The sequence below is a fragment of the Methanosarcina sp. 2.H.T.1A.6 genome (genome assembly GCF_000979455.1).
In the GTDB taxonomy this organism is placed as follows: domain Archaea; phylum Halobacteriota; class Methanosarcinia; order Methanosarcinales; family Methanosarcinaceae; genus Methanosarcina.
The window spans coordinates 39,167-61,006 of sequence record NZ_JJOY01000051.1 but is presented as its reverse complement, the minus strand read 5'-3'; the positions used below and the strand labels follow the sequence as shown (position 1 = coordinate 61,006).

The 21,840-nt window shown below is 41.8% G+C and carries 19 protein-coding genes and 1 pseudogene; 12 read left to right on the top strand and 8 right to left on the bottom strand.

Annotated features, from left to right (window positions below):
* Window positions 1–13: 13 nt before the first annotated feature.
* The 5 genes and pseudogenes from EO98_RS16480 to EO98_RS19460 form a co-directional block, all read right to left on the bottom strand.
* Entirely contained in the window at window positions 14–376 is a 363-nt protein-coding gene (locus EO98_RS16480; protein ID WP_048140725.1) for a response regulator, read from the bottom strand.
* A 17-nt stretch (window positions 377–393) separates the two neighbouring features.
* Complete coding sequence (locus tag EO98_RS16475; RefSeq protein WP_048140727.1) at window positions 394–1,194, bottom strand: CheF family chemotaxis protein; 801 nt, start codon at window positions 1,192–1,194, stop codon at window positions 394–396.
* Window positions 1,191–1,670, bottom strand: a complete 480-nt coding sequence (locus EO98_RS16470) for a chemotaxis protein CheW (RefSeq protein WP_048140728.1) — start codon at window positions 1,668–1,670, stop codon at window positions 1,191–1,193. Before EO98_RS16470 ends, EO98_RS16475 begins: the two co-directional genes overlap by 4 nt.
* Before the next feature lie 94 nt (window positions 1,671–1,764).
* Window positions 1,765–3,207, bottom strand: a complete 1,443-nt coding sequence (locus tag EO98_RS16465; protein WP_235284798.1) for a methyl-accepting chemotaxis protein — start codon at window positions 3,205–3,207, stop codon at window positions 1,765–1,767.
* A gap of 162 nt (window positions 3,208–3,369) precedes the next feature.
* Window positions 3,370–3,801: pseudogene (locus tag EO98_RS19460) on the bottom strand (PAS domain-containing protein); the annotation flags it as partial.
* 861 nt (window positions 3,802–4,662) lie between these two features.
* On the opposite strand from EO98_RS19460, the gene EO98_RS16460 reads away from it, so the two are divergent.
* Both EO98_RS16460 and hmgA read left to right on the top strand, forming a co-directional pair.
* Window positions 4,663–5,031: a DsrE family protein gene (locus EO98_RS16460; protein ID WP_048135337.1), complete on the top strand. Its 369-nt coding sequence runs from the start codon at window positions 4,663–4,665 to the stop codon at window positions 5,029–5,031.
* Window positions 5,032–5,759: 728 nt separating this feature from the next.
* Window positions 5,760–7,016: a hydroxymethylglutaryl-CoA reductase (NADPH) gene (gene hmgA / locus EO98_RS16455; RefSeq protein ID WP_048140730.1), complete on the top strand. Its 1,257-nt coding sequence runs from the start codon at window positions 5,760–5,762 to the stop codon at window positions 7,014–7,016.
* A gap of 639 nt (window positions 7,017–7,655) precedes the next feature.
* On the opposite strand, the gene EO98_RS16450 is transcribed toward hmgA, so the two are convergent.
* Window positions 7,656–7,922, bottom strand: a complete 267-nt coding sequence (locus tag EO98_RS16450; RefSeq protein ID WP_048140731.1) for a hypothetical protein — start codon at window positions 7,920–7,922, stop codon at window positions 7,656–7,658.
* A gap of 701 nt (window positions 7,923–8,623) precedes the next feature.
* Here EO98_RS16450 and EO98_RS16445 point away from each other — a divergent pair.
* The 10 genes from EO98_RS16445 to EO98_RS16400 all read left to right on the top strand — a co-directional run bounded on the left by EO98_RS16445 (window position 8,624) and on the right by EO98_RS16400 (window position 19,701).
* Window positions 8,624–10,348, top strand: a complete 1,725-nt coding sequence (locus tag EO98_RS16445; RefSeq protein WP_048139814.1) for a 2-oxoacid:acceptor oxidoreductase subunit alpha — start codon at window positions 8,624–8,626, stop codon at window positions 10,346–10,348.
* On the top strand, window positions 10,335–11,186 hold the full coding sequence (locus EO98_RS16440; protein ID WP_048139812.1) for a 2-oxoacid:ferredoxin oxidoreductase subunit beta: 852 nt from the start codon (window positions 10,335–10,337) through the stop codon (window positions 11,184–11,186). The genes EO98_RS16445 and EO98_RS16440 overlap by 14 nt, the downstream gene beginning before the upstream one ends.
* Before the next feature lie 436 nt (window positions 11,187–11,622).
* Window positions 11,623–12,225 carry an archaellin/type IV pilin N-terminal domain-containing protein gene (locus EO98_RS16435; protein ID WP_052734493.1) on the top strand — a complete coding sequence of 201 codons (603 nt, stop codon included), beginning with the start codon at window positions 11,623–11,625 and terminating at the stop codon, window positions 12,223–12,225.
* Between the two features lie 83 nt (window positions 12,226–12,308).
* Window positions 12,309–13,016 carry a hypothetical protein gene (locus EO98_RS16430; RefSeq protein ID WP_048139810.1) on the top strand — a complete coding sequence of 236 codons (708 nt, stop codon included), beginning with the start codon at window positions 12,309–12,311 and terminating at the stop codon, window positions 13,014–13,016.
* A gap of 223 nt (window positions 13,017–13,239) precedes the next feature.
* Complete coding sequence (locus EO98_RS16425) at window positions 13,240–13,734, top strand: hypothetical protein (protein WP_048139808.1); 495 nt, start codon at window positions 13,240–13,242, stop codon at window positions 13,732–13,734.
* Window positions 13,734–14,258, top strand: coding sequence for a hypothetical protein (locus EO98_RS16420; RefSeq protein WP_048139807.1), 525 nt, complete (start codon window positions 13,734–13,736; stop codon window positions 14,256–14,258). The genes EO98_RS16425 and EO98_RS16420 overlap by 1 nt, the downstream gene beginning before the upstream one ends.
* A 138-nt stretch (window positions 14,259–14,396) precedes the next feature.
* Window positions 14,397–15,185, top strand: a complete 789-nt coding sequence (locus EO98_RS16415) for an ATPase domain-containing protein (RefSeq protein WP_048139817.1) — start codon at window positions 14,397–14,399, stop codon at window positions 15,183–15,185.
* An 87-nt stretch (window positions 15,186–15,272) separates the two neighbouring features.
* On the top strand, window positions 15,273–17,126 hold the full coding sequence (locus tag EO98_RS16410; RefSeq protein WP_048139806.1) for a type II/IV secretion system ATPase subunit: 1,854 nt from the start codon (window positions 15,273–15,275) through the stop codon (window positions 17,124–17,126).
* Window positions 17,123–18,685 carry an archaellar assembly protein FlaJ gene (gene flaJ / locus EO98_RS16405; protein WP_048139805.1) on the top strand — a complete coding sequence of 521 codons (1,563 nt, stop codon included), beginning with the start codon at window positions 17,123–17,125 and terminating at the stop codon, window positions 18,683–18,685. The genes EO98_RS16410 and flaJ overlap by 4 nt, the downstream gene beginning before the upstream one ends.
* 122 nt (window positions 18,686–18,807) lie before the next feature.
* Window positions 18,808–19,701: a hypothetical protein gene (locus EO98_RS16400; RefSeq protein WP_048139804.1), complete on the top strand. Its 894-nt coding sequence runs from the start codon at window positions 18,808–18,810 to the stop codon at window positions 19,699–19,701.
* A 151-nt stretch (window positions 19,702–19,852) separates the two neighbouring features.
* On the opposite strand, the gene EO98_RS16395 is transcribed toward EO98_RS16400, so the two are convergent.
* Both EO98_RS16395 and hacA read right to left on the bottom strand, forming a co-directional pair.
* Window positions 19,853–20,080, bottom strand: a complete 228-nt coding sequence (locus EO98_RS16395; RefSeq protein ID WP_235283375.1) for a hypothetical protein — start codon at window positions 20,078–20,080, stop codon at window positions 19,853–19,855.
* 282 nt (window positions 20,081–20,362) lie between these two features.
* The gene (gene hacA, locus EO98_RS16390; protein WP_255350288.1) at window positions 20,363–21,595 is read right to left on the bottom strand and encodes a homoaconitase large subunit; all 1,233 of its coding nucleotides are present in this window, start codon (window positions 21,593–21,595) and stop codon (window positions 20,363–20,365) included.
* Window positions 21,596–21,840: the final 245 nt, after the last annotated feature.

Genomic DNA, 21,840 nt, shown 5'->3' with positions numbered 1-21,840 from the left:
GCTACCCCCAAATTTATCCACCAATTACTTTCTTAATTTCTTCAATGACTTTCGGAGCCTGGAAAGGTTTTATAATATAGCCTCTTGCCCCCAGTTTTATAGCTGTCTTTACTATATTCTCCTGCCCTATGGCAGTACACATCACGATTTTAGCGTCTTTATCAATGGACTTTATTTGCTTTAATGCGTCAATTCCTGTCATTTCAGGCATAACAACGTCCATTGTAACGACATCCGGTTTGAGCTCTCGATACATTTCCACTGCTTGCTTTCCGTTTTCAGCTTCCCCTGCGATATCAAATCCAGCGCCGAACAGAATGTTTTTTAGAAGTTTCCTCATAAAAGCTGTGTCATCAACAATTAATACTTTAGGCATATGTATCCCCCTAAAAATTATCTTTTAGATATATTATCAACCATATTTACCCCAAGAGGGGTCAACTCTATTTCTTTTCTAATTTTTACAACTTTAGCTAATCCGGAATCGACAAGCCGATCATAATAATTATTTAGTTCATCCGTTGAGATTCCGATTATATTTTCAATTGATGCAAAATCTAATCCGGAATATATCAGAGTGAGAATTTGCGTTTCATCTTCAGACAATTTAATTGAAGGTTTATGTTTTTTAAAGAGCCGCTGAAGATAGCTTTCAAGCATTTCCAGCGTACTTTCCGGGCAGAGAACCAGGCTTGTTACTACATTACTTTTTTCAACATGAGAAAGGATGAGAACTTTTCTCTGTTTCCCACCCACGTTTCTAAGATCAGTGTTAACAGATCCGAGATTTTCAATTGGAATTCTCTTCTGGTTTTTGGAGGACAAAAACCAGAATCCTTCATCTGTTACGCTGAAATACCCTTTTTCCCACTGTGAATTCGATGAAACAACACCACCAACAGTAGCATACGACAAAAAAAACACTGCAAACTTATCTGCTTTGAGATTAAATGCAATGAATTTGAAAACCTGTTGATGAAGATTTTGAGGAAGGTTAAGTACAAATTTACCCTCTTTTTTAATCTGGATGCATTTAACACCCTCTACATCAACATCTTCCAGGTCTTCTATTTCCCTGAAGGGGATGTCTTTTTTGCCTATAATAAGACTGTTGTCGGTTACTACAAGTTCTACATCCACCCATCCGCCATCATAAGTTTTAACAGGAGCTCTAAGGTGGACTTTATCGGTCATCCCCCTATCTCCTTCAGCTCTTCTTCGCTGAATAACTCTTTAAGGTCCATCAATGTGAGAAGACCATCCTCAAGTTTCCCAACACCCTTTAAAAACCTTGAATCGTCTCTCAAAGCTAAAAACCTGGGTATTTCTTCGATATTCTGGGAAGATAGGTATTTGACTTCACTGACACTGTCAACCATCATCCCTATAGTGGCATTATTGTATTCAACAACAATAATCCGGGTATTTTCATCGTTTTTCTTCGGTTCTTTGCCCAGTCTTTTTCTGAGATTAATAATGGCTGCTATTTGACCTCTGAGGTTCAGGACTCCTTCTACAAAGCCAGGTACGTTTGGAATTCTGGTAATTTGAGTTGGCAGGATAATCTCCTTTACCTGAGAGATTTCAACCCCATATCGCTCTGCTCCAAGACTGAAAACAATCACCTGAATAGTATTATCCACATTTACAATTTGACTATGATAACTCATTTTATATCACCTGAAAGGGGGACTTATAGGAATTACAGGATACAAACTGCAGCATTCCATCAGCCCCGAATTCAAACAGCTCTCGATTTTACATTCAGTATAGTTTAGAATTGTTTATCCTGTTGAAATGCTGTGGTTTTCCAAAAGAAGGTTGATTGTTTGTCTGTTCCCCCGAAACTTTGAAGTTTTCTAAGAGGACATCGACTGTTTTCTGAGCAAGCTCGCTAACATTCTGCACAGCAGTGCTTACCTGCTGCATGGCAGCTGTCTGTTCCTCGATAGCAGCAGAGGTTTCTTCACTGCTTGCGGCATTCTCTTCAGCAGTAGATGCGGTCTCACTGATGCTTTTCTCAATATTTTCAATTTTATCCAGGCCTTCATCTGAAAGCCTATCCAGTTCGATGAGCATAGAGTTGATAGTGGCAACTGCAGTGGCAATTTCCTGACTCTTATTCAAAGCCTGTTTAATGTTTTTGCTTCCGGTTTTAGCCTGACCGTCCGCGGTGTTAATAGCTTCCGTCACTTTTTTGGTTTCTTTCTGGACGTTTGTAACAATCTCATTTATCTCATCAGTACTCTTCCTTGAGTCGGCTGCAAGTTTTCGGACCTCATCGGCAACAACGGCAAATCCACGGCCGTATTCACCGGCTCTTGCAGCTTCAATAGCTGCATTCAAAGCAAGGAGGTTTGTCTGGTCAGCAATTGATTTGATTTTCCCTGTAACGGCACCGATATTATTGACAGCGTCATCCAGAGAATGAACGATATCCCCAAGTTTGGAGATTTCTGTAACAAGCTGCTCCACTTCTTCCAGAGCCATATTACTGAGACCCTGGGCTTCGTCACTGGTTTTACCTGCCTGGGAAGCGTAACTGGAAGATTTAGTGGAAGATTCACTGAGCTTTTTGAAAATTACTTCAGAAGCTTTTATATCCGAAGCTGCTGTGCCAGCATGCCTCGAAAGGTTCTCTGAACCGGTTGCGATCTGTTCGGAGGCCGTTGAAATTTGCTGCATACCCATATTCATCTGGCCGACAGCTTCTTCGGACTGCTTAGCTTCTTCCAGGGTTGTGAGCATGTCTGCCAGGATATTTTCAATAACCGATTTCAGATTAATGACAAGCTTATTGAATTCGTCAAAGGTGTCACCAAAGTCGTCGTCCTTTAGCTTCTCCAGATGAGCATCAAGGTCCCCCTCACTAACTCCTCTGATACCCTCCCCAAGATCTTTCAGACAAATGTTGGTGTAATCTAAAAGGTCCTTAACCTCTTTCTCTTTCTCTTTCATTTCAGTCATATCAGTCAGGACCGTGAGACTGCCAACAATAATGCCAGCCTCATCTTTAATTGGGACAGCGGAACATATTACAAGTAACGCTTTTTCTGCACCCCTGAGTTTAACAGAACCTTCAAGATCATAAACCGCTTCTCCAGTTTCCAGTACTTTTTCAGCAAGCGATTTAGTTTTACTAGTACTATTAGTACCATTAGTACCCTGTATTAGAGTACTACTTTCTATGATTTCAGAAGGCGACATCCCGACTAAATCATTTTCACTTTTAAGATGGCACACTTCTACAAAATAATCACTAATACAATTTATCTTTCGAGATGAATCTACAAAATATGCAAATGATGGCTTAGGAATACTTTTAACAATCACCCTTCGAGAATCTTCTTGTCGTATTACTTGCTGAGTGACGTCTAAAAAAACCCCTTCGAGATAAATCAGTTTTCCTTTATCATCGATCACTGGAGTAGCTTGTTCCTGAATGTATACTGTACTACCATCTGACTTTTTTATTCTATATTCAACCTGTAAAGAAGTTTTGTTTTTAACTGCTTTCTGTAAAACAGTATTGTGTTTTTGAATATCCTCTGGAAAAACAATGTCAGTCCATAATAATTTTTGATTAATGAAATCCATATTTGAATAACCGGTTAGTTTCTCGACATCTTTACTTATGTAATCCATAGACCATGACGAATCATTCGCGACTCTGAAAACAGTTATTGGAAGGTTATCTATTAGCCAGCTTATTTCTTTTGATTTTAAATCCACATCTTCTATTAATTTTTTTGACGAGTCTTTTTGCTTTTGAGATTCAATATCACTAACGTTTGAAATCATATTTGAACAACCTCCATAGTATTTATATACAAACTACATATATATTTATAATAAGTATATAAGATTATAGGTGAAAGTTAAGCCCTTACAAGTTATGGCAGTTCATAACTACACAGCTACAAAAACAAGTCCATTGGCATTGATTTTAACAAAAAACATCCGGACTGGTACTATATTACAATTGACTCTTCGCTGAAGTAGGAAAGGTCAAAAATAATTATATAGTTATAAAGAAACCATACAAAAAAGAGAACAATCGAGATTGAATGCGATTTTCAACAACAAATGTTGTTAAATTTTATATATACTACTTTAATATTTAGGGAATGAATGTAAGGTAAAAACTTGAAACAGCAAAGAGCCGTACAATTAAAAGAAGCCGAATTCTATGGAAAAAGTACTCCACCGGACTGAGAGATGCTCCCCTTGACCCCATAGACAGTCTTTCAATACTAAAACATCATGAAGTGTACCTCAATCTTGCCTGGGGGCGCCTTCCAAAAAGAAAATAAAGGAAGGGATATTCGTGACCCTCTGCGCTCCCGTTGTAATAAAGGTAGATAACTTCGGCCAAATGGAATTTCAAAAACTCGAGCTCTATAATCGGCCCAGTACTTTATAAATTTTTTGAGTTTTGCGTGGTTAGACCTTTTGAGAGTTCAAAAGTAACTGCATGCTTCCAAGCTACAATAGAATCAGTTAAATTATGCACAGGTCTAAAGATCCTGTCAGTTTCCGAAGGGATGAACAAAATTATTTAAATAAAGTAAAAAAATGTGTATATCCTCGTATTCAATGTGAAACTTTATATACATCCAGGTAATCTGTTTCAGAAAAGTATTGTTCAGACCTGGGGTTCTTATGACAAAAGTCGAAAAGGTATTACTGCTACTCAAAAATATGGTGTACGAAAGCACCAGCCCGCAGGAAACTCTCAAGTTCGCGAAGTATTATAGAAGTAAAGGGCTCGACGTTCTGGTTATTCTGTGGGGACCTATGGGAGTATTGCTTGCAAAGAAAGATAAAACAAGAGGATCGCCCAAGTACGATGCCTCTGTTCAGGAATGCATCGAGATGGGAGTAGAATTCCGATGCTGTCAGCTTGCCTCAGATATGATCGGCCTTAAAAAGGAAGAATTGATCCCGGGAATTGAGTTTATTTGCTCAAAAGACGTAGCTGAACTTTTTCTGACGTACAGCGAGGAAAACCAGCTGATCATAAACTTCTGAACCTGGCAGTTTAGTCGAAAATCAACTTTAAAGAATGGTTAAAATTCCGTTAAAATATATTTCAAAACAAGTAGTTAAAGTTGTATTTTAATAACTGTCTTTTTAAAGAACGTCTTTTAAAATCACCTTTTTAGAAAGATTTCTAAAATGTGATTTAAAAGTATTGTTCTATTGTAATGAGATTCCTCTCAACGATCTAATTCTCGAATGTCCTGATCCTTGAGTGATCCACCTTTGAACAATTTAGCACTTTATCTCGGACCTCTCTTTCAATCTTATTTACACTATATTGGCTGTTTTTTCATTTATTTTGAGGAACTTTATCTTCAGTTCGTACCGGGATGCTTTATAGGATGCTTTATATTAACCTGCAATATTCCGGGATTTTATGCTTGAGATTACCGAGTGAACTACCATGCCAGGTACATATTCTACAAAAAATAACTGACAGGAAAAAATAATTCTTAAGCTATTTTTGTAAACGGCTGCTACAAAACAGACAACAATTTTTATGTTTTCCAATATACCTTGATGGACTTTGTGAGGTAGTCTGAAAACTACTTTTGAGGAATGAATTATATGCTAATATGCAGATATTTAGGGTAAAAATGGATCTTAACACAAAGGCCATATTCAAACGAGCAAAACATTCGAATTAGCGATTCTTACTGTAACACTATAAAATATTAATATTAAGTAAGAAAATAAAAAGATCAACTGGTGGTTTCATGTTATTAAAAGATTATGAACTTAGTGAGGAAGAAAAGCTTCTTTTACAGAAGGTTCTCGACGGAGATATAGCCTTTCGTAAGATTGAAGAGTTTGCAGACCCGTTAACAGCCGTAAAAATCCGGAGACTTGCCATTCAGGAGTACGCAAAACTCGAATTTGAACACATCCAGAACTTCTCTTTAGACGTGGAAACTGTAACAAAGAAAAATATTGAAAACATGATAGGGGCAGTTCAAATTCCTCTTGGGGTTGCCGGACTTCTGAAGGTAAACGGAGAATATGCGGACGCGGAATACTATATACCTCTGGCTACAACGGAAGGTGCCCTTGTTGCCAGTGTAAACCGCGGCTGTTCAGCCATCACAAAGTCAGGTGGGGCAAATGTCAGAGTTTTTGAAGATGAAATGACCAGGGCACCGGTCTTTAAGCTTGAGAGCCTTGACAGAACAAAAAAATTTTATGATTGGGTGAAGCGTCCTGAAATTTTCGAGCAGATGAAAGAAGTTGCTGAAAAGACTACAAGGTTTGGAAAACTGCTCTCTGTAAAGCCTTTCGTGACCGGAACGTATGTTTATCTCAGGTTTTCCTATGACACAAAAGATGCAATGGGCATGAATATGGTAACCATAGCCACCGATGCAGTGATGCACCTCATAGAAGACGAGTTTGGCGCACATCCTGTTACCCTTTCGGGAAATATGTGCACTGACAAAAAACCTGCATCCATAAGTACCATTCTTGGGAGAGGAAAGACTGTAGTTGCCGAAGTTACCATTCCTGCAGAGGTAGTCGAAAAAACCCTCAAGTGTACTCCAGAATCAATGTTTGAAGTAAATTACAGTAAAAACCTGCTTGGTTCGGCAAGAGCAGGAGCCATGGGATTTAATGCCCATGCTGCAAACATTATCGCTGCCGTTTACCTTGCCTGCGGGCAGGATGCGGCCCATGTTGTCGAAGGCAGTACCGCAATTACGAGTATGGAACTTACAAAATATGGAGAGATTCACTGTTCTGTCACCCTGCCAGCCCTTCCTGTAGGTACAGTCGGAGGAGGCACTGGCCTTGGAACCCAGAGAGATTGCCTGAACATACTTGGTGTGGCAGGAGCAGGAGATGTCCCCGGAATAAATTCCAGAAAGTTTGCAGAGATTGTAGCCTCTGCCGTACTTGCAGGAGAAATTTCCCTTATAGGAGCACAGGCTGCCGGACACCTCGCCCGCGCACATGCCCAGCTCGGTCGTGGAAAATTCTAAAGCTGCGAAATGAAAGATACAGAGAAAAACTTAGTACGATAGGGAAAACTTAGTACGATAGGGAAAACTTAGTACGATAGGGAAAACTTAGTACGATCCGCTCAGGAAAATAAAAACATACTCTGACTCTGCACTAAAGCAAGAAATCCCCTTCCTTAATGAAAGCAGCAGGGAGGGGAGTTACATTTTTCGTTTTGCTTACCGCTTTAGAGATTCAGGTTACTTCTTAAGGTCTTCAGGCTACTTTTCAAAACTCAGGTGACCTTTGAAGTAATTCAGGCCACGATTAAGCATTTCAACTATTTTTGGTTAAAGGGTTATTTCCGAAATATTATACTTTGGAATATTATTAAATTTTTATTCAAAGTAGAAATGCTTATCATGATGTGAATTTATAAGCTTGATATGGAGGCAGGCATGAGCAATCCTGTGGATATTCTGGCCTGTGCGGTCACTTCAATAATTTGTTTTTTTATATTATACACTGTACTTCAGTCGGATATACTTATACTGGGGATTGTTTTGATAGGCTGTATTCTTTTGGGGAAGATACTGTACCTGTTTTAAAAATTTGAATGTCTGGTTTTCTCCAGCCGGAACAATTACCGTTTTTTCATTTATACTTCACTTTTGTTAATCTCACTCCTGTCGATTATCTTCACCAATCTCATTTTCATCGACCTTTGCCCCGGGCAGTTCTCTCCCGATTACTTCATCTTCACTTTCCTCTTCGTTTTCAATAACATAATCACTCATCGTGAGAAAAATGATTCCAATAGTCACTGTAACCAGGCCCAGGATTTTGTGAACCGTAAACAGAACAGCTCCCAGGAAGATCAGGGGAAAACCCAATAAAACGCCCCTACCTTTAATAAAAAAATTTTTTACTGCCTCTATAATTGCCATTTTAACTGATTCTCCTTGCAAACCACCTTATCCGTACTTTCTTCATTACATACCAGAGTTCACGAATAATTTTGCGTCACAGTTCCAGAAGGGTACAGGTTCTCACCTTATTTTCCTGATGTATAATTGTCCCTGTATTGTCCCTGTGTTGTCCTATACTGTCCCTGTGTTGTCCTATACTGTCCCTGTGTTGTCCTATACTGTCCCTGTGTTGTCCTATACTGTCCCTGTGTTGTCCTATACTGTCCCTGTGTTGTCCTATACTGTCCCTCTGGATATGTGAACTTCTTCCAGGTACTTGAAATCACTTTTTACTTAGCAGTATATCACATCTTTTTAGTATTGACTTTTTCCATATTAGATCAGGCGTGGAGGCAAGAGTATAGCAGAGTATATAAGGTTTAATTATAATACAACCTTAGGGGACTGAGAAAAGAAAAGATCAGGAATAGCCGGATAGAATTAAAGTGTTAGAATTTTTTATTAAATTACAAGTTTTCGAATAATATACAAGCCTTGTTCCGGCGTAATCTATTAAAAATATTTAGTCAGTATAAACCTGAGATAATAATAGATAACAAACTGAGTTATTTAAATTGAAAATTCTCAATACCTACTTAAATTAAGGAACGCTGAGCTTTCAAACTGTAAATCTGTCCGGACAGATACAAAAAATGAAAGAAATTAAGGGGGTTTGATTTCTGGACTATACACTTCGAGTAGGAGGAGAAGCCGGGCAGGGGCTACAAACAATAGGAGGAGCCCTTGCAAAGATCTTTTCCAGAACAGGATACCAGGTATTCACGCACCAGGACTATATGTCCAGGATCCGCGGCGGGCACAACTTTTACCAGATCCGCTTTTCCGACCTGGAGGTATCAGCCTCCAGGGATATGGTCGATATTCTTCTCGCCCTTGACCTGAACACGATCGAAATTCATAAAAAAAGCGTAAGGGACGATGGTATTATCCTTTATGACTCCAGGACTATCAAGAAGAAGTTTGAAGGGCCTGAGTTTATAGATGTTCCCTTCAAAAAAATAGCCCTTGATATCGGAAAAAGCAGTATCATGGCAAATACCGTAGCAATCGGGGCAGTGCTTGGCCTGCTGGACCTCGGGCTCGATACCCTGACAGAAATCCTGAAAAGCACTTTCAAGAAAAAAGGAGAAGAAGTAATTGAGAAAAACGTAGCCTGTGCCGAGGCAGGGTACAATTACGTCATCTCAAACTGTCCCCGCTGCGAGACCGTTAAAATCCGGGAGCCGGAAGAAAAAAAACTTCTGCTTATAGACGGGCTTCAGGCAATCGGGATGGGAGCTCTCATATCCGGCTGCAAATTTTATTCTGCATATCCCATGACACCTTCAACAGGGATTCTGAATTACCTTGCCTCAAAAGCAGAAGAATATGGCCTTGTTGTAGAACAGGCTGAAGACGAAATTGCAGCTATTAACATGGCAATAGGAGCCTCTTTTGCAGGCGTAAGGGCAATGACCGGAAGTTCGGGAGGAGGGTTTGCCCTGATGGGAGAAGGTCTCTCCCTGGCGGGGATAACCGAAACCCCGATTGTGATCGCCGAAGTGCAGCGTCCGGGGCCAGCTACGGGTTTACCCACACGCACCGAACAGGCGGATCTGCTTTTCATTTTGTACGCAGGGCACGGAGAGTTTCCAAGGGTAATCTTTGAGCCGGGGACCCCAAAACAGGCTTTTTACCTCACTAACAGGGCTTTTGAACTTGCAGAGAAGTACCAGATCCCCGTATTTATCCAGTCCGACCAGTACCTTGGGGATTCCGAGTGGACCTTTGAAAACTTCGATTTCGAGCACTTGATCTATAATGATTATCGTTTGAGGGAAAAAGACCTGGAAGAGGTAGAGGAGTACAAACGCTACAAATACTCGGATACGGGGATTTCCCTACTTGCAGTTCCCGGAGAATCCGGAAAACACCTTGTCGTAGCTGACAGCGACGAACATGATGAAGAAGGGCACATTATAGAGGACGCCGAAACCCGCATCAAAATGGTCCGGAAAAGGCTGCAAAAAAAACTGCCGCTTATAAAATCAGAAATCGAAGCTCCGTTGCTGTACGGAGACCCTTCTCCTGAAATAGTGCTTATGGGACATGGCTCGACTTACGGTGTGATTAAAGAGATGGTGGATATCCTCTCAAAAGACAGGAAGATTGCCATGATGCATTTCAGCCAGGTCTACCCACTCCCCGAACGGGACAGATTCGATTACATTGAGCTTCTCGAAAATGCAAAGCTTGCCATCTCCATAGAAAATAATGCCACGGGCCAGTTTGCAAAACTCATAAGAGCCGAAACAGGATTTGAATTTACCCACCAGATCTTAAAGTTCGATGGAAGGCCGTTTACCATTGAAAACCTGAAGGAGGAAGTAGATGCCTACCTCTGAAGATTATGAAAGCCAGGTCCCTGCCTGGTGTCCCGGATGTGGAAACTTCCAGATTCTCTCAACCCTCAAGCAGGCACTTGTCGAACTTGGAATCGAGCCGTGGGAAGTCCTGCTGGTCTCAGGAATAGGCCAGAGTGGAAAACTACCCCATTACATGAAGTGCCACACCTTCAACGGGCTGCACGGAAGGACCCTGCCTGTTGCCACGGCTGCAAAACTTGCCAACCATTCCCTGCATGTGATTGCAGTTGCCGGGGATGGGGACTGTTACGGGGAAGGAGGAAACCACTTCCTTCATACCATCCGCAAGAACCCGAATATCACCCTTTTAGTTCACGACAACCAGATATACGGGCTTACCAAAGGGCAGGCCTCGCCTACAACAGCCAGGGGAACTCACACAAAAATCCAGCCTTACGGGGTCCCTTCTGAGCCCCTGAACCCTCTTGCTATGGCAATCTCCCTTGACTGCAGCTTTGTAGCCAGAGGTTTTGCAGGAGACCGGGAGCACTTAAAAGAGCTGATGAAAGCTGCCATAACACACAACGGCTTTTCTCTGCTTGATATTCTTCAGCCCTGTGTCACTTTTAATAAAGTGAATACCTTCAAGTGGTACCGGGACAGAGTTTACAAACTCGAAGATAACTATGATCCTTACAACCGCGTAAAAGCTTTCGAAAGGTCTCTTGAATGGGGGGACAAAATCCCTAACGGCATATTTTACAAAAACGATAAGGAAACCCTGGAGGAAATGGTGCCGACAATTCATAAAGAGCCCCTTGTGAGGCAAAAGTTTTCAATCGAAGACGTAAAGCATGAGATTGAGAAATTTTATTAAAAAACCTCACTTACTTTCTTTTTAGTATATGAACTCAGTATGATATTCTTTACATCAAATAATTTAAACTCAGTCTGGAAATCTTTCGATTAATTATTGAAACTCAGTCCGAAATTCTAATTTTTACCTCAAAATACTCTGCCCGGATAACTTTGATTTTCTAAATAACCTCAAAATTTTAAATAAACACTAATATAATAACTGTATAATTTTTTGGCAAAAGTTAATAAATTAGGAGGGGAATAGTATCTGTTGTAAAATTGTGAGTATGTGTATGGGGGTCAGTTAACCGGGAACCATAAATATCAGCTCCTGAGCAGATAGCTACTATAACAAATTACAATAAGAAATGTAGAATATCAGGCGCTGGGGAATGGAGCCTTTTGACTTTTCTATATACTTTTCATAGGGAAATAAAGTATGGAGTGAAAACAGAATGAAAGGGATTTTTAGTATATTCAGGAAAGATGAAAAAGCCTTCACAGGGCTGGAATCCGCAATAGTGCTGACCGCTTTCGTAGTGGTGGCAGCAGTATTCTCCTATGTAGTTCTCGGGGCCGGGTTTACCACCTCCGATACCGCCAAGAAAACCATTGATGAAGGTGTCAAACAAACTACTTCATCCGTTGAGCTTGCAGGGGATGTGATCGCAAAAGGTACTCCTAATGCAACTAACCCAACGATAAATTACCTAATTGTTACTCTTCAACTCACAGCAGGCCAGTCTCCGGTAGATATAGGGAATAACAGTAGTTCAGGAATGATGGTTATATCATATTCTGACAGCGCCCTCTATTTCCCGGAAACAGAATGGGAACAGAAATTCATCGGAGACGACGATGGAGATGATGTACTGGAACAGCACGAAAAAGTGCAAATCACCATCGATGTCCCCGTGAATTCAAATCTGCAGAGCAATATCGCAACTAATGTGGTTAACACAGAATTCAGAATTGAGGTAAAACCAAAGATCGGTGCCATCGTGCCTGTCACCAGAGTTACACCTCCGCAGATTGACGCTGTAATGAACCTGAAGTAACCCCTAAGATGTAAGGGGATACTTCCCTTTCTTTTAACGTTACGAAAACGGGAAAGATTTATCTTCGTTTTCAGGTGGTCAGTATGGAACTGGACAAAAGAGTAAACGAAATTGAAACCGAACTGAAAATAATGAAAGGGGAGATTAAGGAGTTACTCGTGGACATAAGGGATCTGGTAAACAAGAGTGAAAATCCTTTCTGCAGCGTCCCGAGCCTTGAAGCACTGAAGATTGAGGTGCCGGAAAAAGGGGAGGCAGTAGATAACCAGTTAACTGAGACTGGAAATGAAGAAAACGGACTCAAGCCCAATGCAGAAGTTTCGGATTTAGGGGATCAAATAGTAAAAAACAGTGAAAGCTTCTTGAAATCCGCCAGGTCCAGCCAGGAAAATCCTGTACAGAATACCCCGATAAAAGAAATGAACAGGCCTGAACCTGAAAAATTCAGAAAAATTGACACATTTATGCTTGTCGAGCTTATGCGGTGGGTGGACTATGCTGTCAGAACAATAGGACACAGCAACCTCGAAGGACTGCTGAACCTCTATACTATTACCGGACAGCTCCCTGAAGAGACAAAAAGGATTATTGAAAACATTGCAAAACTTTCAATTGAAGAGCCCGCAGAAGAAGACAGGATTAGCATGAAGGATAACATCATGGTGCTTTCGCAGTTGAGCGCGATCCTGAGCCCGGAAGATTTCAGAAAGAATATTCCGCCGCTTTATGAAACCTCCTCAGGCTGGAAAGAGAAAGAAAAAGAGAAGAAAGCCGGGCTGGTCTTCAACTGAGTTTGAAGTTGAGACAGAACTGAGAAGTTGAAACTAACTGCTTCCAGATAATCTGAACCAATATCACCTTCATTAGCAGTATCATTTGACATTATAAAATTTGATGCAACTTAATATCATATACATTAACCGGTTTGATAAACCGTTTAATCAGAAATCAACATCAAATCAACATCAATTTATCCGGTTTGAAAAGACCGGAAATTAAAGCGGGGGTCGAAAATTGAGTGGGGAATCGATAAGCTCTGCGATTCTAACAATAGCATCCGTGATCTGTGCATTTGGATTTGCTTCAGCTGTATACCCCTCGGTCATCTCGGCAGGAGACCCGATAACGAGCCGTTCGGACTCTATGGGAGACCAGATCCTGACAGATATAAAAATCCTGCATGAAACAACAGCTGCTGAAGGTACAGAGATTCATGTATGGATAAAGAATGTAGGATGCAAGGAAATATCTTCAGGCATAATTCCCGATTCGGACCTCTTTTTTGGAGAGGCAGGAAACTTTGAGCGCATACCCTATGATGAAACAGGAAATCTGACTCCGGGTTGGAGCTACCTGATCGAACAGAATGGGGACGATAACTGGGATAAAGGAGAGACTCTACGCATAAAAATAAAACCTGTATATTTGCCTGTGAACGGAAAGAAATACTTCATCAAGTTCAGTACATACAACGGGGTTTCTGAAGAGGCCTATTTTACGGTGTCATAATGGGGTTCGGGTCAATAATTGCAGCAATGATCTCGGTTGCAACCATCCTCCTGGCATCGTATGTCTGCTCGAAGGGAGGGTTCTACATGGCAGACGGACTCGCTAATTCAATCATTGAGATGCAGGAAAACAAGAACGAGATGTTAAAAACGGAAATAGAGGTTACAAATGCCTCCACTATAGACACGGAAAATATTCTGGTATACCTGCAGAACACGGGCTCGACAAAAATCGGGGACTTCACTTATATGGACGTGATCGTTACCTATCAAAATGAATCAGGTGACATGAAGACTATCTGGATTCCCTACCAGGAAAGCGAAATTATTTCAGAGGACAGGGGGAAGTGGACAAAAATCGGTATTGTTCCTGACCTGATAAACCCGGGAGTCTTTGACCCGGGAGAGAAAATGAAAATGCAGGTCAGACTGGATCCCTCAGACCCACCTGGAAACTCCAGCGCAAACTGGCTTCTGGTAGCTGCCCCCAATGGGATAAAGGCTTCACGGTATTTCAGTGAATAATATTTCAGTGGATAATATTCAGTGGGTAATTTCTGTATCAAGGAAGATCCTGATAAGCAAGTAAACCGGAACAAATGGATCAGGATGCTACGAGAATTCAGGGATTTGTGGGGGAATCCCGGAGAAGGGGGGAGAGAAATGGAAGAAAGTAAGGATGAGGGAGCACTGTATGAAAAAGAGTCTTTCAATGAAGAAATATTCAGCGACCTGAAAGAGGAAGAAAAAGCATTACTGGAGTTCATATCTACCGGAAACATGGAAATCGACAGGAAACTGGAGGGAGGAGTTCCTGTAGGTTCACTTTGCCTTCTAGAAGGAGGAAACGATAGTGGGAAGTCGATTTTATTACAGCAAATAATGTGGGGAGCCCTGAACCAGGATAAAAGAGTTCTTGCTTTAACAACGGAAAAGACCTCTAAAGAACTTCTAAACCAGATGGAGAGCCTGAAGCTCGGGATTTCGGAATATTTCATAATAGGGAGATCAAAAATATTTGAGATTAATGCAAGCTATGTTGAGGAAAATCCCCAGTTGAGCGAGAGCCTGCTTCAGGTACTTCTGGAATGTATAAAAAAATGCGAAGAAGAACTGATCCTTATAGATTCCCTGACGATCTTTGCGGTGAACGCTTCGGAAAATGCAGTGTTAAACTTCTTTACTGAATGCGTAAAGCTGTGTGACAGGGGAAAGACCATTCTCATTAGCGTGCACGGGTATGCATTTTCCCAGGTGGTGCTTTACAGGCTAAGGTCAGTTTGCAGTGCCTGTCTTGAACTCAGGATAGAGCAGGTTGGGGACCAGAGGGTAAAAACTATGGAAATCCAGAAACTTAGGGGTGCCAGGAAAATTACCGGAAATATGGTGAGTTTTAATGTGGACAGTGAGTTTGGACTGAAGATCATTCCGGTTTCAAAGGTTAAAGCCTGAAAAAAAGAAAAAAGCCGAAAAAATGGCAATCGGAAAAAAAAGCCGGAAAGATGGCAATCGGAGAAAAAACCCGAATGAGGATTCGAGATGGAAGCTCTGCCTTTTGATCCGTTGCCTTCGCCGGAGAATGGGGGGCGTTCCAGAGAAGAGATGTACTCCAGCCTTTCTTCAGAAATGCAGGAGTTCGTTGACAGAGAAGAAAACCATCATATCCTTGATTATGTCTGCAGGCTCCCGACGGAAGAAATAGGATTTCCGGAATTTTATCCAAGAATTTCGAGATCCATGAAAGGTATCAAACGCCCGAACCTGATCTATCCTACCGGAAAAGGGCTTGCCGTTCATATATATCCGGATAAAGAAGACGTAAGAAACTATTACATTCCCATAGAGCCCTGCCTTTTCCAGAAACTTGACAGCAAACTAGAGGAAGTTGAGAAGTTACTCATTGACGTAATATACGATCAGGATATCACCACAAAAGATCCTGAAGAAAAAAAGAAGCTCCTCGAAAAAGCCCTTGAAAAAACCTGCGAAGTAAGAGAGAATTTAAAGGAAAATTCCGGGATATCGGAAGGAAAAAGCAGGGGACAGAGAACAATTTCAGGTAAGGAAAAAACTTCCCTTAGAGAGGGAAGTAATAGCGAGAAAAGCGAAAAAAGCGAAAAATCCGGAATTCTTGGAAATCTGAAGGAAGCCGGCAAAGCATTCAAAATAAGAAAACTGCAGAAAATGTCCTTAACGCCTGAGGAATTCAGTGCAATCAAATACCTGATGATCAGGGACAAGGTGGGGATGGGAGTGCTCGAACCTTTACTTCTCGACTCAAATATCGAAGACATAAGCTGCAGCGGGCTTGGCAGGATCTTTGTTGAGCATAAGGTGTTCTCATCTCTTAAAACAACAATCTCGTTTGAGGAAAACGAAGAACTCAATTCTTTTGTCATACAGATGTCCGAAAAAGTAGGAAAGCCAATTACCTACAGGGACCCGATAGTCGATACTGCTCTTCCGGACGGGTCAAGGATTAATATCGTGTTCGGAGAAGATGTGTCAAAGCAGGGGAGTAATTTTACCATCAGGAAATTTATGGGGACCCCTATTTCAATCCTCGAACTTATCGAGTTCGGGACAATTGACTACACAATGGCTGCATACATGTGGATGATGCTCAGGGCAGGAATGAACTGCTTCGTTTCAGGGGAAACAGCCTCCGGAAAGACTACAATGATGAACGCAGTGACTACTTTTCTTCCACCTGAGTCCAAAATAGTTTCTATTGAAGACACTCCGGAACTGCAGGTCCCCCATAAGAACTGGACCCGGGAAGTTACAAGGAGTACAAGGGAGGACAGCGGGTCTGATATCTCTATGTTTGACCTGTTAAAGGCAGCCCTGCGCCAGCGTCCAAATGAGATTATGATAGGAGAAATCCGTGGGGTTGAAGGAAATATCGCTTTTCAGGCAATGCAGACCGGACATCCTGTAATGTCCACGTTCCATGCAGCTTCAGTTGAGAAACTGATCCAGAGACTGACAGGCGACCCGATAAATGTTCCCAAAAATTATGTGGATAACCTGAATGTGGTTATTATCCAGAGTGCTGTAAACGTTCCGGGAAAAGGGCTTGGAAGGAGAATCCTGAGCATAAACGAAATCGTAGGCTACGATTCAGAGAGCCAGTCTTTTAATTTTATGGACATCTTCAAATGGGACCCTGTTACGGATACATTCAAGTTCACCGGAAAAAACAACTCTTATCTGCTGGAACATAGAATTGCCCCACGCATGGGGATTCCTGAAAACCAGGTTAGAAAAATTTATTCGGAACTTGACAGAAGGGCAAAAATACTCAGGAAGATCCACCAGGCAAAGATTACCAATTTTTACGACCTGTTCAACACCCTGATCCGGCTTGAGGAGGCGGGGCTAACATCATGACTTTCGTGCAGATAGTTCCGAACTTAAAATTGAATGCTGAAAAACAGGGAATGGATGGATACTTTAACCTCGCCAGAAAACTGAAAAACACTAAAGTTGTTGAAAGAGTCAATGACGATATGCTCTTCCTGCTAACATATATGGCTGCGATTTCAACTGCGGATATCGAAAGGAACAGGATCTTTGATTATGCAGGGCGCCAGAAGGAGTATGAAGCTTCGAAATACTTTAAACAGATCTATATCCTTGCCTCAAAATGGGGATACGAGTATGCAAAAGCCTGCAAGTATATTTCTCAGAAATTGAAGGATGCCTATCTTTCAAAACTATTTGGCAGGATGGCAAATATCCTCTCTTCCGGAGAGCCTGAGAAAAACTTTCTGAAACAGGAAAAAATCACAAGGGAAGAGATCTACTCTAATGAGTACGAGAGATGTATTGAATCCCTGAAAAAATGGACTGACGGCTATACTGCCCTGATGGTATCCGTAAACCTCGTTGTTACCATAATCCTTGTTTCGGTCATGATCTATAATATAGCAAATATAGAAACAATTGCATTCCTGATTGTATTATTAACTCTTACCATATGCGGGCTTGCCCTTTACATTATATACAAGTCAGCTCCTGCCGAAAAAAAGGTACATGCCCTTGGCCGTAAATCGAAGGAACAGGAACAAATCAGGTTCCTGAGCCGGATTCTGCTCCCTTTCGGTGCGGTTTTTCTTATTGCTCTCATTTTGCTCGGGACAAGGCCGGAATTTATCCTGCTGGGAGTGACATTCTTTATGCTTCCGATAGGCGTCCTTGCTATGATTGACGACCGGAAAATCGGTGAAAGAGACAGCAGTTTTCCTGCTTTTGTAAAGACATTGGGGACCCTTGCAGGAACAACGGGAATCACTATAAGGAGTGCAATGGAAAACCTTGACCTGGAAACTATCGGCTGTCTCAAGCCCGGAGTTGAAGAGCTGCACATGGGCCTTTCTATGGGGCTTAAGCCCAGGCTTTGCTGGGATAAATTCATAGGGGAAACAGGTTCCGAACTGATAAACAGGTGCTCAAGGATCTTTACCGATGCAGTCGAACTGGGAGGGGACCCGGCCGAGATAGGGGACATAGTTTCGAGTTCAAGCCTGGCAATTGTACTCCTGAGAATGAAACGGCAGCTGGTCAGTTCCGGCTTCAAGGGGCTTGCAATAATTCTGCATGCTGTAATGGTTGGGCTTCTGATCTTTGTACTTGAGATAATTTCCAAATTCAGTGGGCTCGTCTCCGATATGAGTGAATCTTACATGTCCATGGAAGGGGGGATGAATGGGATGTCCGGAATAGGAATGAGCATGTTCAATGTAGCCGAAAGTTTACCCATACTCTATAAATTAACTTTTTCCGTGATAATTATTCTTACGATTTCAAACACCCTCGTAGTAAAGATTGTGGAGGGCGGAGGAAATTATAAACTTTTTTTCTATGGGGGCCTGATGTCCGGAATTTCAGGGCTTTGTATGATTCTCATCCCTCCGGTCGTATCGAGGGTATTCACATTTGAGATATGAAAGACACATTCAGTTGAAAAAAAATGTATTCAGTTAGAGTATGAAGAAAGGTGTCGGAAGAAAATTTTGAAACCAGAATAAATAGAAACCAGAATAAATAAGATTTTGTGGGAGGCAATTGGATGAACAGTTTAAAAGATTTAAAAACAGACGGATTAAAAGAACTGAGAGAAAATGGGTTAAAGGGCCTGGGAGTGAGGAGCTTAAAGGATTTAATACTCAAACCGAAAACAGCTGATGTAAATCTTGAAGATATGGAGGATTTGACAAAAAGTCGAGACCAGGTTAAGAAAAAAATAATAAAGCTAATAAAAGAAAAAAAAGAGATTGAAGCCCGCATTGATCTGATCAGGAAAGCAGAAAAAGAAAAAAACGAAGAAATACAAGAAATATCAGAATTTCCCTGGCGGGAAGAAATTTTCCCCCCGCTCCCCGGAAAAGTACGTGTAAAAACATCCGGGCCTCTGGAAATCAAAAACGATTCTTTGCCTGCGAAAGATGCCGGATTTACAGAGGTAAAAGTTAGTGGAATGGAGATAGAGGTTAAAGGAATAGACGAAAAATCTGAAGATAAAAAACCTGAAGATAAAAAACCTGACGGAAAAATATCTGAAGATATAATACATGACACTAGCCAAACTACTATAGTAAACGCCGAAGAAGCAGCCCCAAAAAGCGGAGCCGGAGAAAAAAATGAAGGTAAAACTTTTCCGGAGAAGGCAGAAAAAATAAAAACCACAGATCTTTTCTCAATAGAGGAAGTGAATGAAAATAAAGTTTCCAGTGGGAATTCCGGCGAAAGTTCCATTGAGAAGAGCAAGCCTGAAAGCAAAAATGACCCTGAAGCCAGTCTTTTTGGAGATAGCCTGATTGAAGAGCTGCTGAATAGTGAGGACCTGAACCCTGAAGAGGAGCAGGGTTTTATGAAATATCTGGAAGAACAGGAAGTGGGAGAGCTAATTACGGATTTAAAAAATATAAGGGCTCTCCTGGTTCGGGCAGAACATGCAGGGTAAATTAGTGAGAAAATATGGCCAGTCAGACAGAGACAAACTAAAGCCAGTAAGTGAAAGACAGACTAAAAATAAAAGAAAAGAGAAAAGGTGAAAGGCACAGGCCAGACACATAAATAATTAAGAGTTAGTTATGGGCATTTATCCATTACAGTTATTTGTGGCTGTGGAGATGGAAAAGCCCTTCCCTTGCTTTGTCAAGGAGTTTATTTGCTTCCTCAACTTTGCTGGCAGCCTCAAGGATATCTTCAGAGGCTTCGAGAAAACCGTCTTTTTTGGCTTTCTGGGCCCATTCTCTAAAACTCTTTATATGGCTATCGTTATGCTCGATCCAGTGCTCAATCAAATGTGAAAGGTTATCGTGATTAAGTTCTTCTGTCATAGCTATTCCCTCCTGTTTAAGAGTATAGAATTCATGGTATAAATTTTAGGTGGATTTAAGATGAATTTTCACATTGTTAATACAGAAACGGAAACGGAAAATAAAGAGAAAGAGAAAGAAAAGTCATTGATTTCTTCCTTCTACTTCTTTTTTTGTACTTATTTTTTGAGGGAGCAACAGAAAAACTGGCTGACACAGTCGATCTGAGTAAAGTTGATCCAATAGAGATTAAAAAACGTTTTCAAGGATAATTGTTGGAGGGCAGCCATAAAGACTGCCGGTTCAAACTGTCCTCGGATCAGTTATTTCACCTGTCAGTGCCGAGGCTGCTGCGGTTGCAGGGGATGCAAGATAAATAAAGCCGTCTTTTCCCATCCTGCCTTTGAAGTTCCTGTTTGCAGTTGAAACGCAGACCTCTCCTTCCCCGAGCACGCCCTGATGGGCACCGAGACAGGGGCCGCAGCCAGGGGTTGCAGGGGTCACACCGGCTTTCAGCAGTGTTTCCATGGTCCCGTTTTCGATTGCTGCAAGGAGGGTGGTGCGGGAGGCAGGAATCACAATTGTCCTGACTGCAACCTTTTTTCCTTTAAGGACTGCTGCTGCTACCTCGAGGTCTTCAAGCCTTCCGTTCGTGCACGTCCCGATAAAGACCTGGTCTATGTGAGTACCTTCAACCTCTCCTACAGGCTTTACATTATCCACCTGATGCGGGCAGGCAACCTGAGGTTCGATATCTCCGGCATCGTATGTGAACTCTTTAAGATAAGCAGCATCAGGGTCGGCATAGACGGGCTCATAAGGCGCAACTGCCCTGTTTTTCAGGAAATCGAAGGTCTTTTCGTCCGGTGGGACAATGCCGGTCTTTGCCCCCATCTCAATTGCCATATTGCAGAGCGTCATCCTGCCAGCAACCGAAAGTTCGCTGATCGCCTGCCCGTAAAACTCAACTGCTTTGTAGGTTGCCCCGGCAATCCCGGTCTTTCCGACAAGGTAAAGGGTAAGGTCCTTTGCGTAGACGCCTTTCTGAAGGCTGCCTTCAACAGTCATCCTGAAGCTTTCCGGAACCTTAAACCAGAGCTTTCCCGTGGCAAAGATTTCAGCCATGTCGGTAGCCCCTACCCCTGTTGCAAATGCCCCGAAAGCCCCGTAAGTGCAGGAATGCGAGTCAGCCCCAACAATCAACTTTCCGGGCATTGCAAAGCCGTTTTCAGGAAGGACCTGGTGACAGACCCCTTCTCCAACCTCATAGAAGTTAGGTATTCGCTGCTCCTTTATCCATTCCCTGATCTCCTTCTGCAGGGTAGCTGAAGTCTCAGTATTCGCAGGTGCGATATGATCAAAAGGAATTACGATCCTTGAAGGGTCCCAGACCTTTTCCAGCTCCATTTCCTTAAAAGCATTTACTGCAAGCACCGACGTGCCGTCATGCGCCATTGCATAATCCACATCTGCAAGCACAAAATCGTTAGCCTTTGCCTCGGTTCCCGCGGTCCGGGAAAATATTTTTTCGCTGATTGTTCCCAAAAGTAAGCCTCCTTTCCGAGAATAAAGTGATAATGAATGAAATGTACGCTGAAGAATTAAGGTTTCAGAACTCACTATAACGAGATATATATACTTAATGGATTTGTGAGCTAAAAGTTCTATTAGAGGAAGAGGTTTGTAAAATATTTTTCTAGAGACAGGCATGGTTCAGGACATTTTGTTCGCAAGGGAGAAGTCTAAAAATTATACCACAGTAGGGTAGCCGTATGGCACAC

What these genes read in the sequence shown, in the direction of transcription:
- flaJ (WP_048139805.1), top strand. Translation starts at nt 17,123, where the DNA reads ATGACTTTCGTGCAGATAGTTCCGAACTTAAAATTGAATGCTGAAAAA.
- EO98_RS16400 (WP_048139804.1), top strand. Translation starts at nt 18,808, where the DNA reads ATGAACAGTTTAAAAGATTTAAAAACAGACGGATTAAAAGAACTGAGA.
- EO98_RS16460 (WP_048135337.1), top strand. Translation starts at nt 4,663, where the DNA reads ATGACAAAAGTCGAAAAGGTATTACTGCTACTCAAAAATATGGTGTAC.
- EO98_RS16440 (WP_048139812.1), top strand. Translation starts at nt 10,335, where the DNA reads ATGCCTACCTCTGAAGATTATGAAAGCCAGGTCCCTGCCTGGTGTCCC.
- EO98_RS16465 (WP_235284798.1), bottom strand. Translation starts at nt 3,207, where the DNA reads ATGTCGCCTTCTGAAATCATAGAAAGTAGTACTCTAATACAGGGTACT.
- EO98_RS16395 (WP_235283375.1), bottom strand. Translation starts at nt 20,080, where the DNA reads ATGACAGAAGAACTTAATCACGATAACCTTTCACATTTGATTGAGCAC.
- EO98_RS16480 (WP_048140725.1), bottom strand. Translation starts at nt 376, where the DNA reads ATGCCTAAAGTATTAATTGTTGATGACACAGCTTTTATGAGGAAACTT.
- EO98_RS16415 (WP_048139817.1), top strand. Translation starts at nt 14,397, where the DNA reads ATGGAAGAAAGTAAGGATGAGGGAGCACTGTATGAAAAAGAGTCTTTC.
- EO98_RS16450 (WP_048140731.1), bottom strand. Translation starts at nt 7,922, where the DNA reads ATGGCAATTATAGAGGCAGTAAAAAATTTTTTTATTAAAGGTAGGGGC.
- EO98_RS16475 (WP_048140727.1), bottom strand. Translation starts at nt 1,194, where the DNA reads ATGACCGATAAAGTCCACCTTAGAGCTCCTGTTAAAACTTATGATGGC.
- EO98_RS16410 (WP_048139806.1), top strand. Translation starts at nt 15,273, where the DNA reads ATGGAAGCTCTGCCTTTTGATCCGTTGCCTTCGCCGGAGAATGGGGGG.
- EO98_RS16470 (WP_048140728.1), bottom strand. Translation starts at nt 1,670, where the DNA reads ATGAGTTATCATAGTCAAATTGTAAATGTGGATAATACTATTCAGGTG.
- EO98_RS16435 (WP_052734493.1), top strand. Translation starts at nt 11,623, where the DNA reads ATGAAAGGGATTTTTAGTATATTCAGGAAAGATGAAAAAGCCTTCACA.
- EO98_RS16420 (WP_048139807.1), top strand. Translation starts at nt 13,734, where the DNA reads ATGGGGTTCGGGTCAATAATTGCAGCAATGATCTCGGTTGCAACCATC.
- EO98_RS16430 (WP_048139810.1), top strand. Translation starts at nt 12,309, where the DNA reads ATGGAACTGGACAAAAGAGTAAACGAAATTGAAACCGAACTGAAAATA.
- hmgA (WP_048140730.1), top strand. Translation starts at nt 5,760, where the DNA reads ATGTTATTAAAAGATTATGAACTTAGTGAGGAAGAAAAGCTTCTTTTA.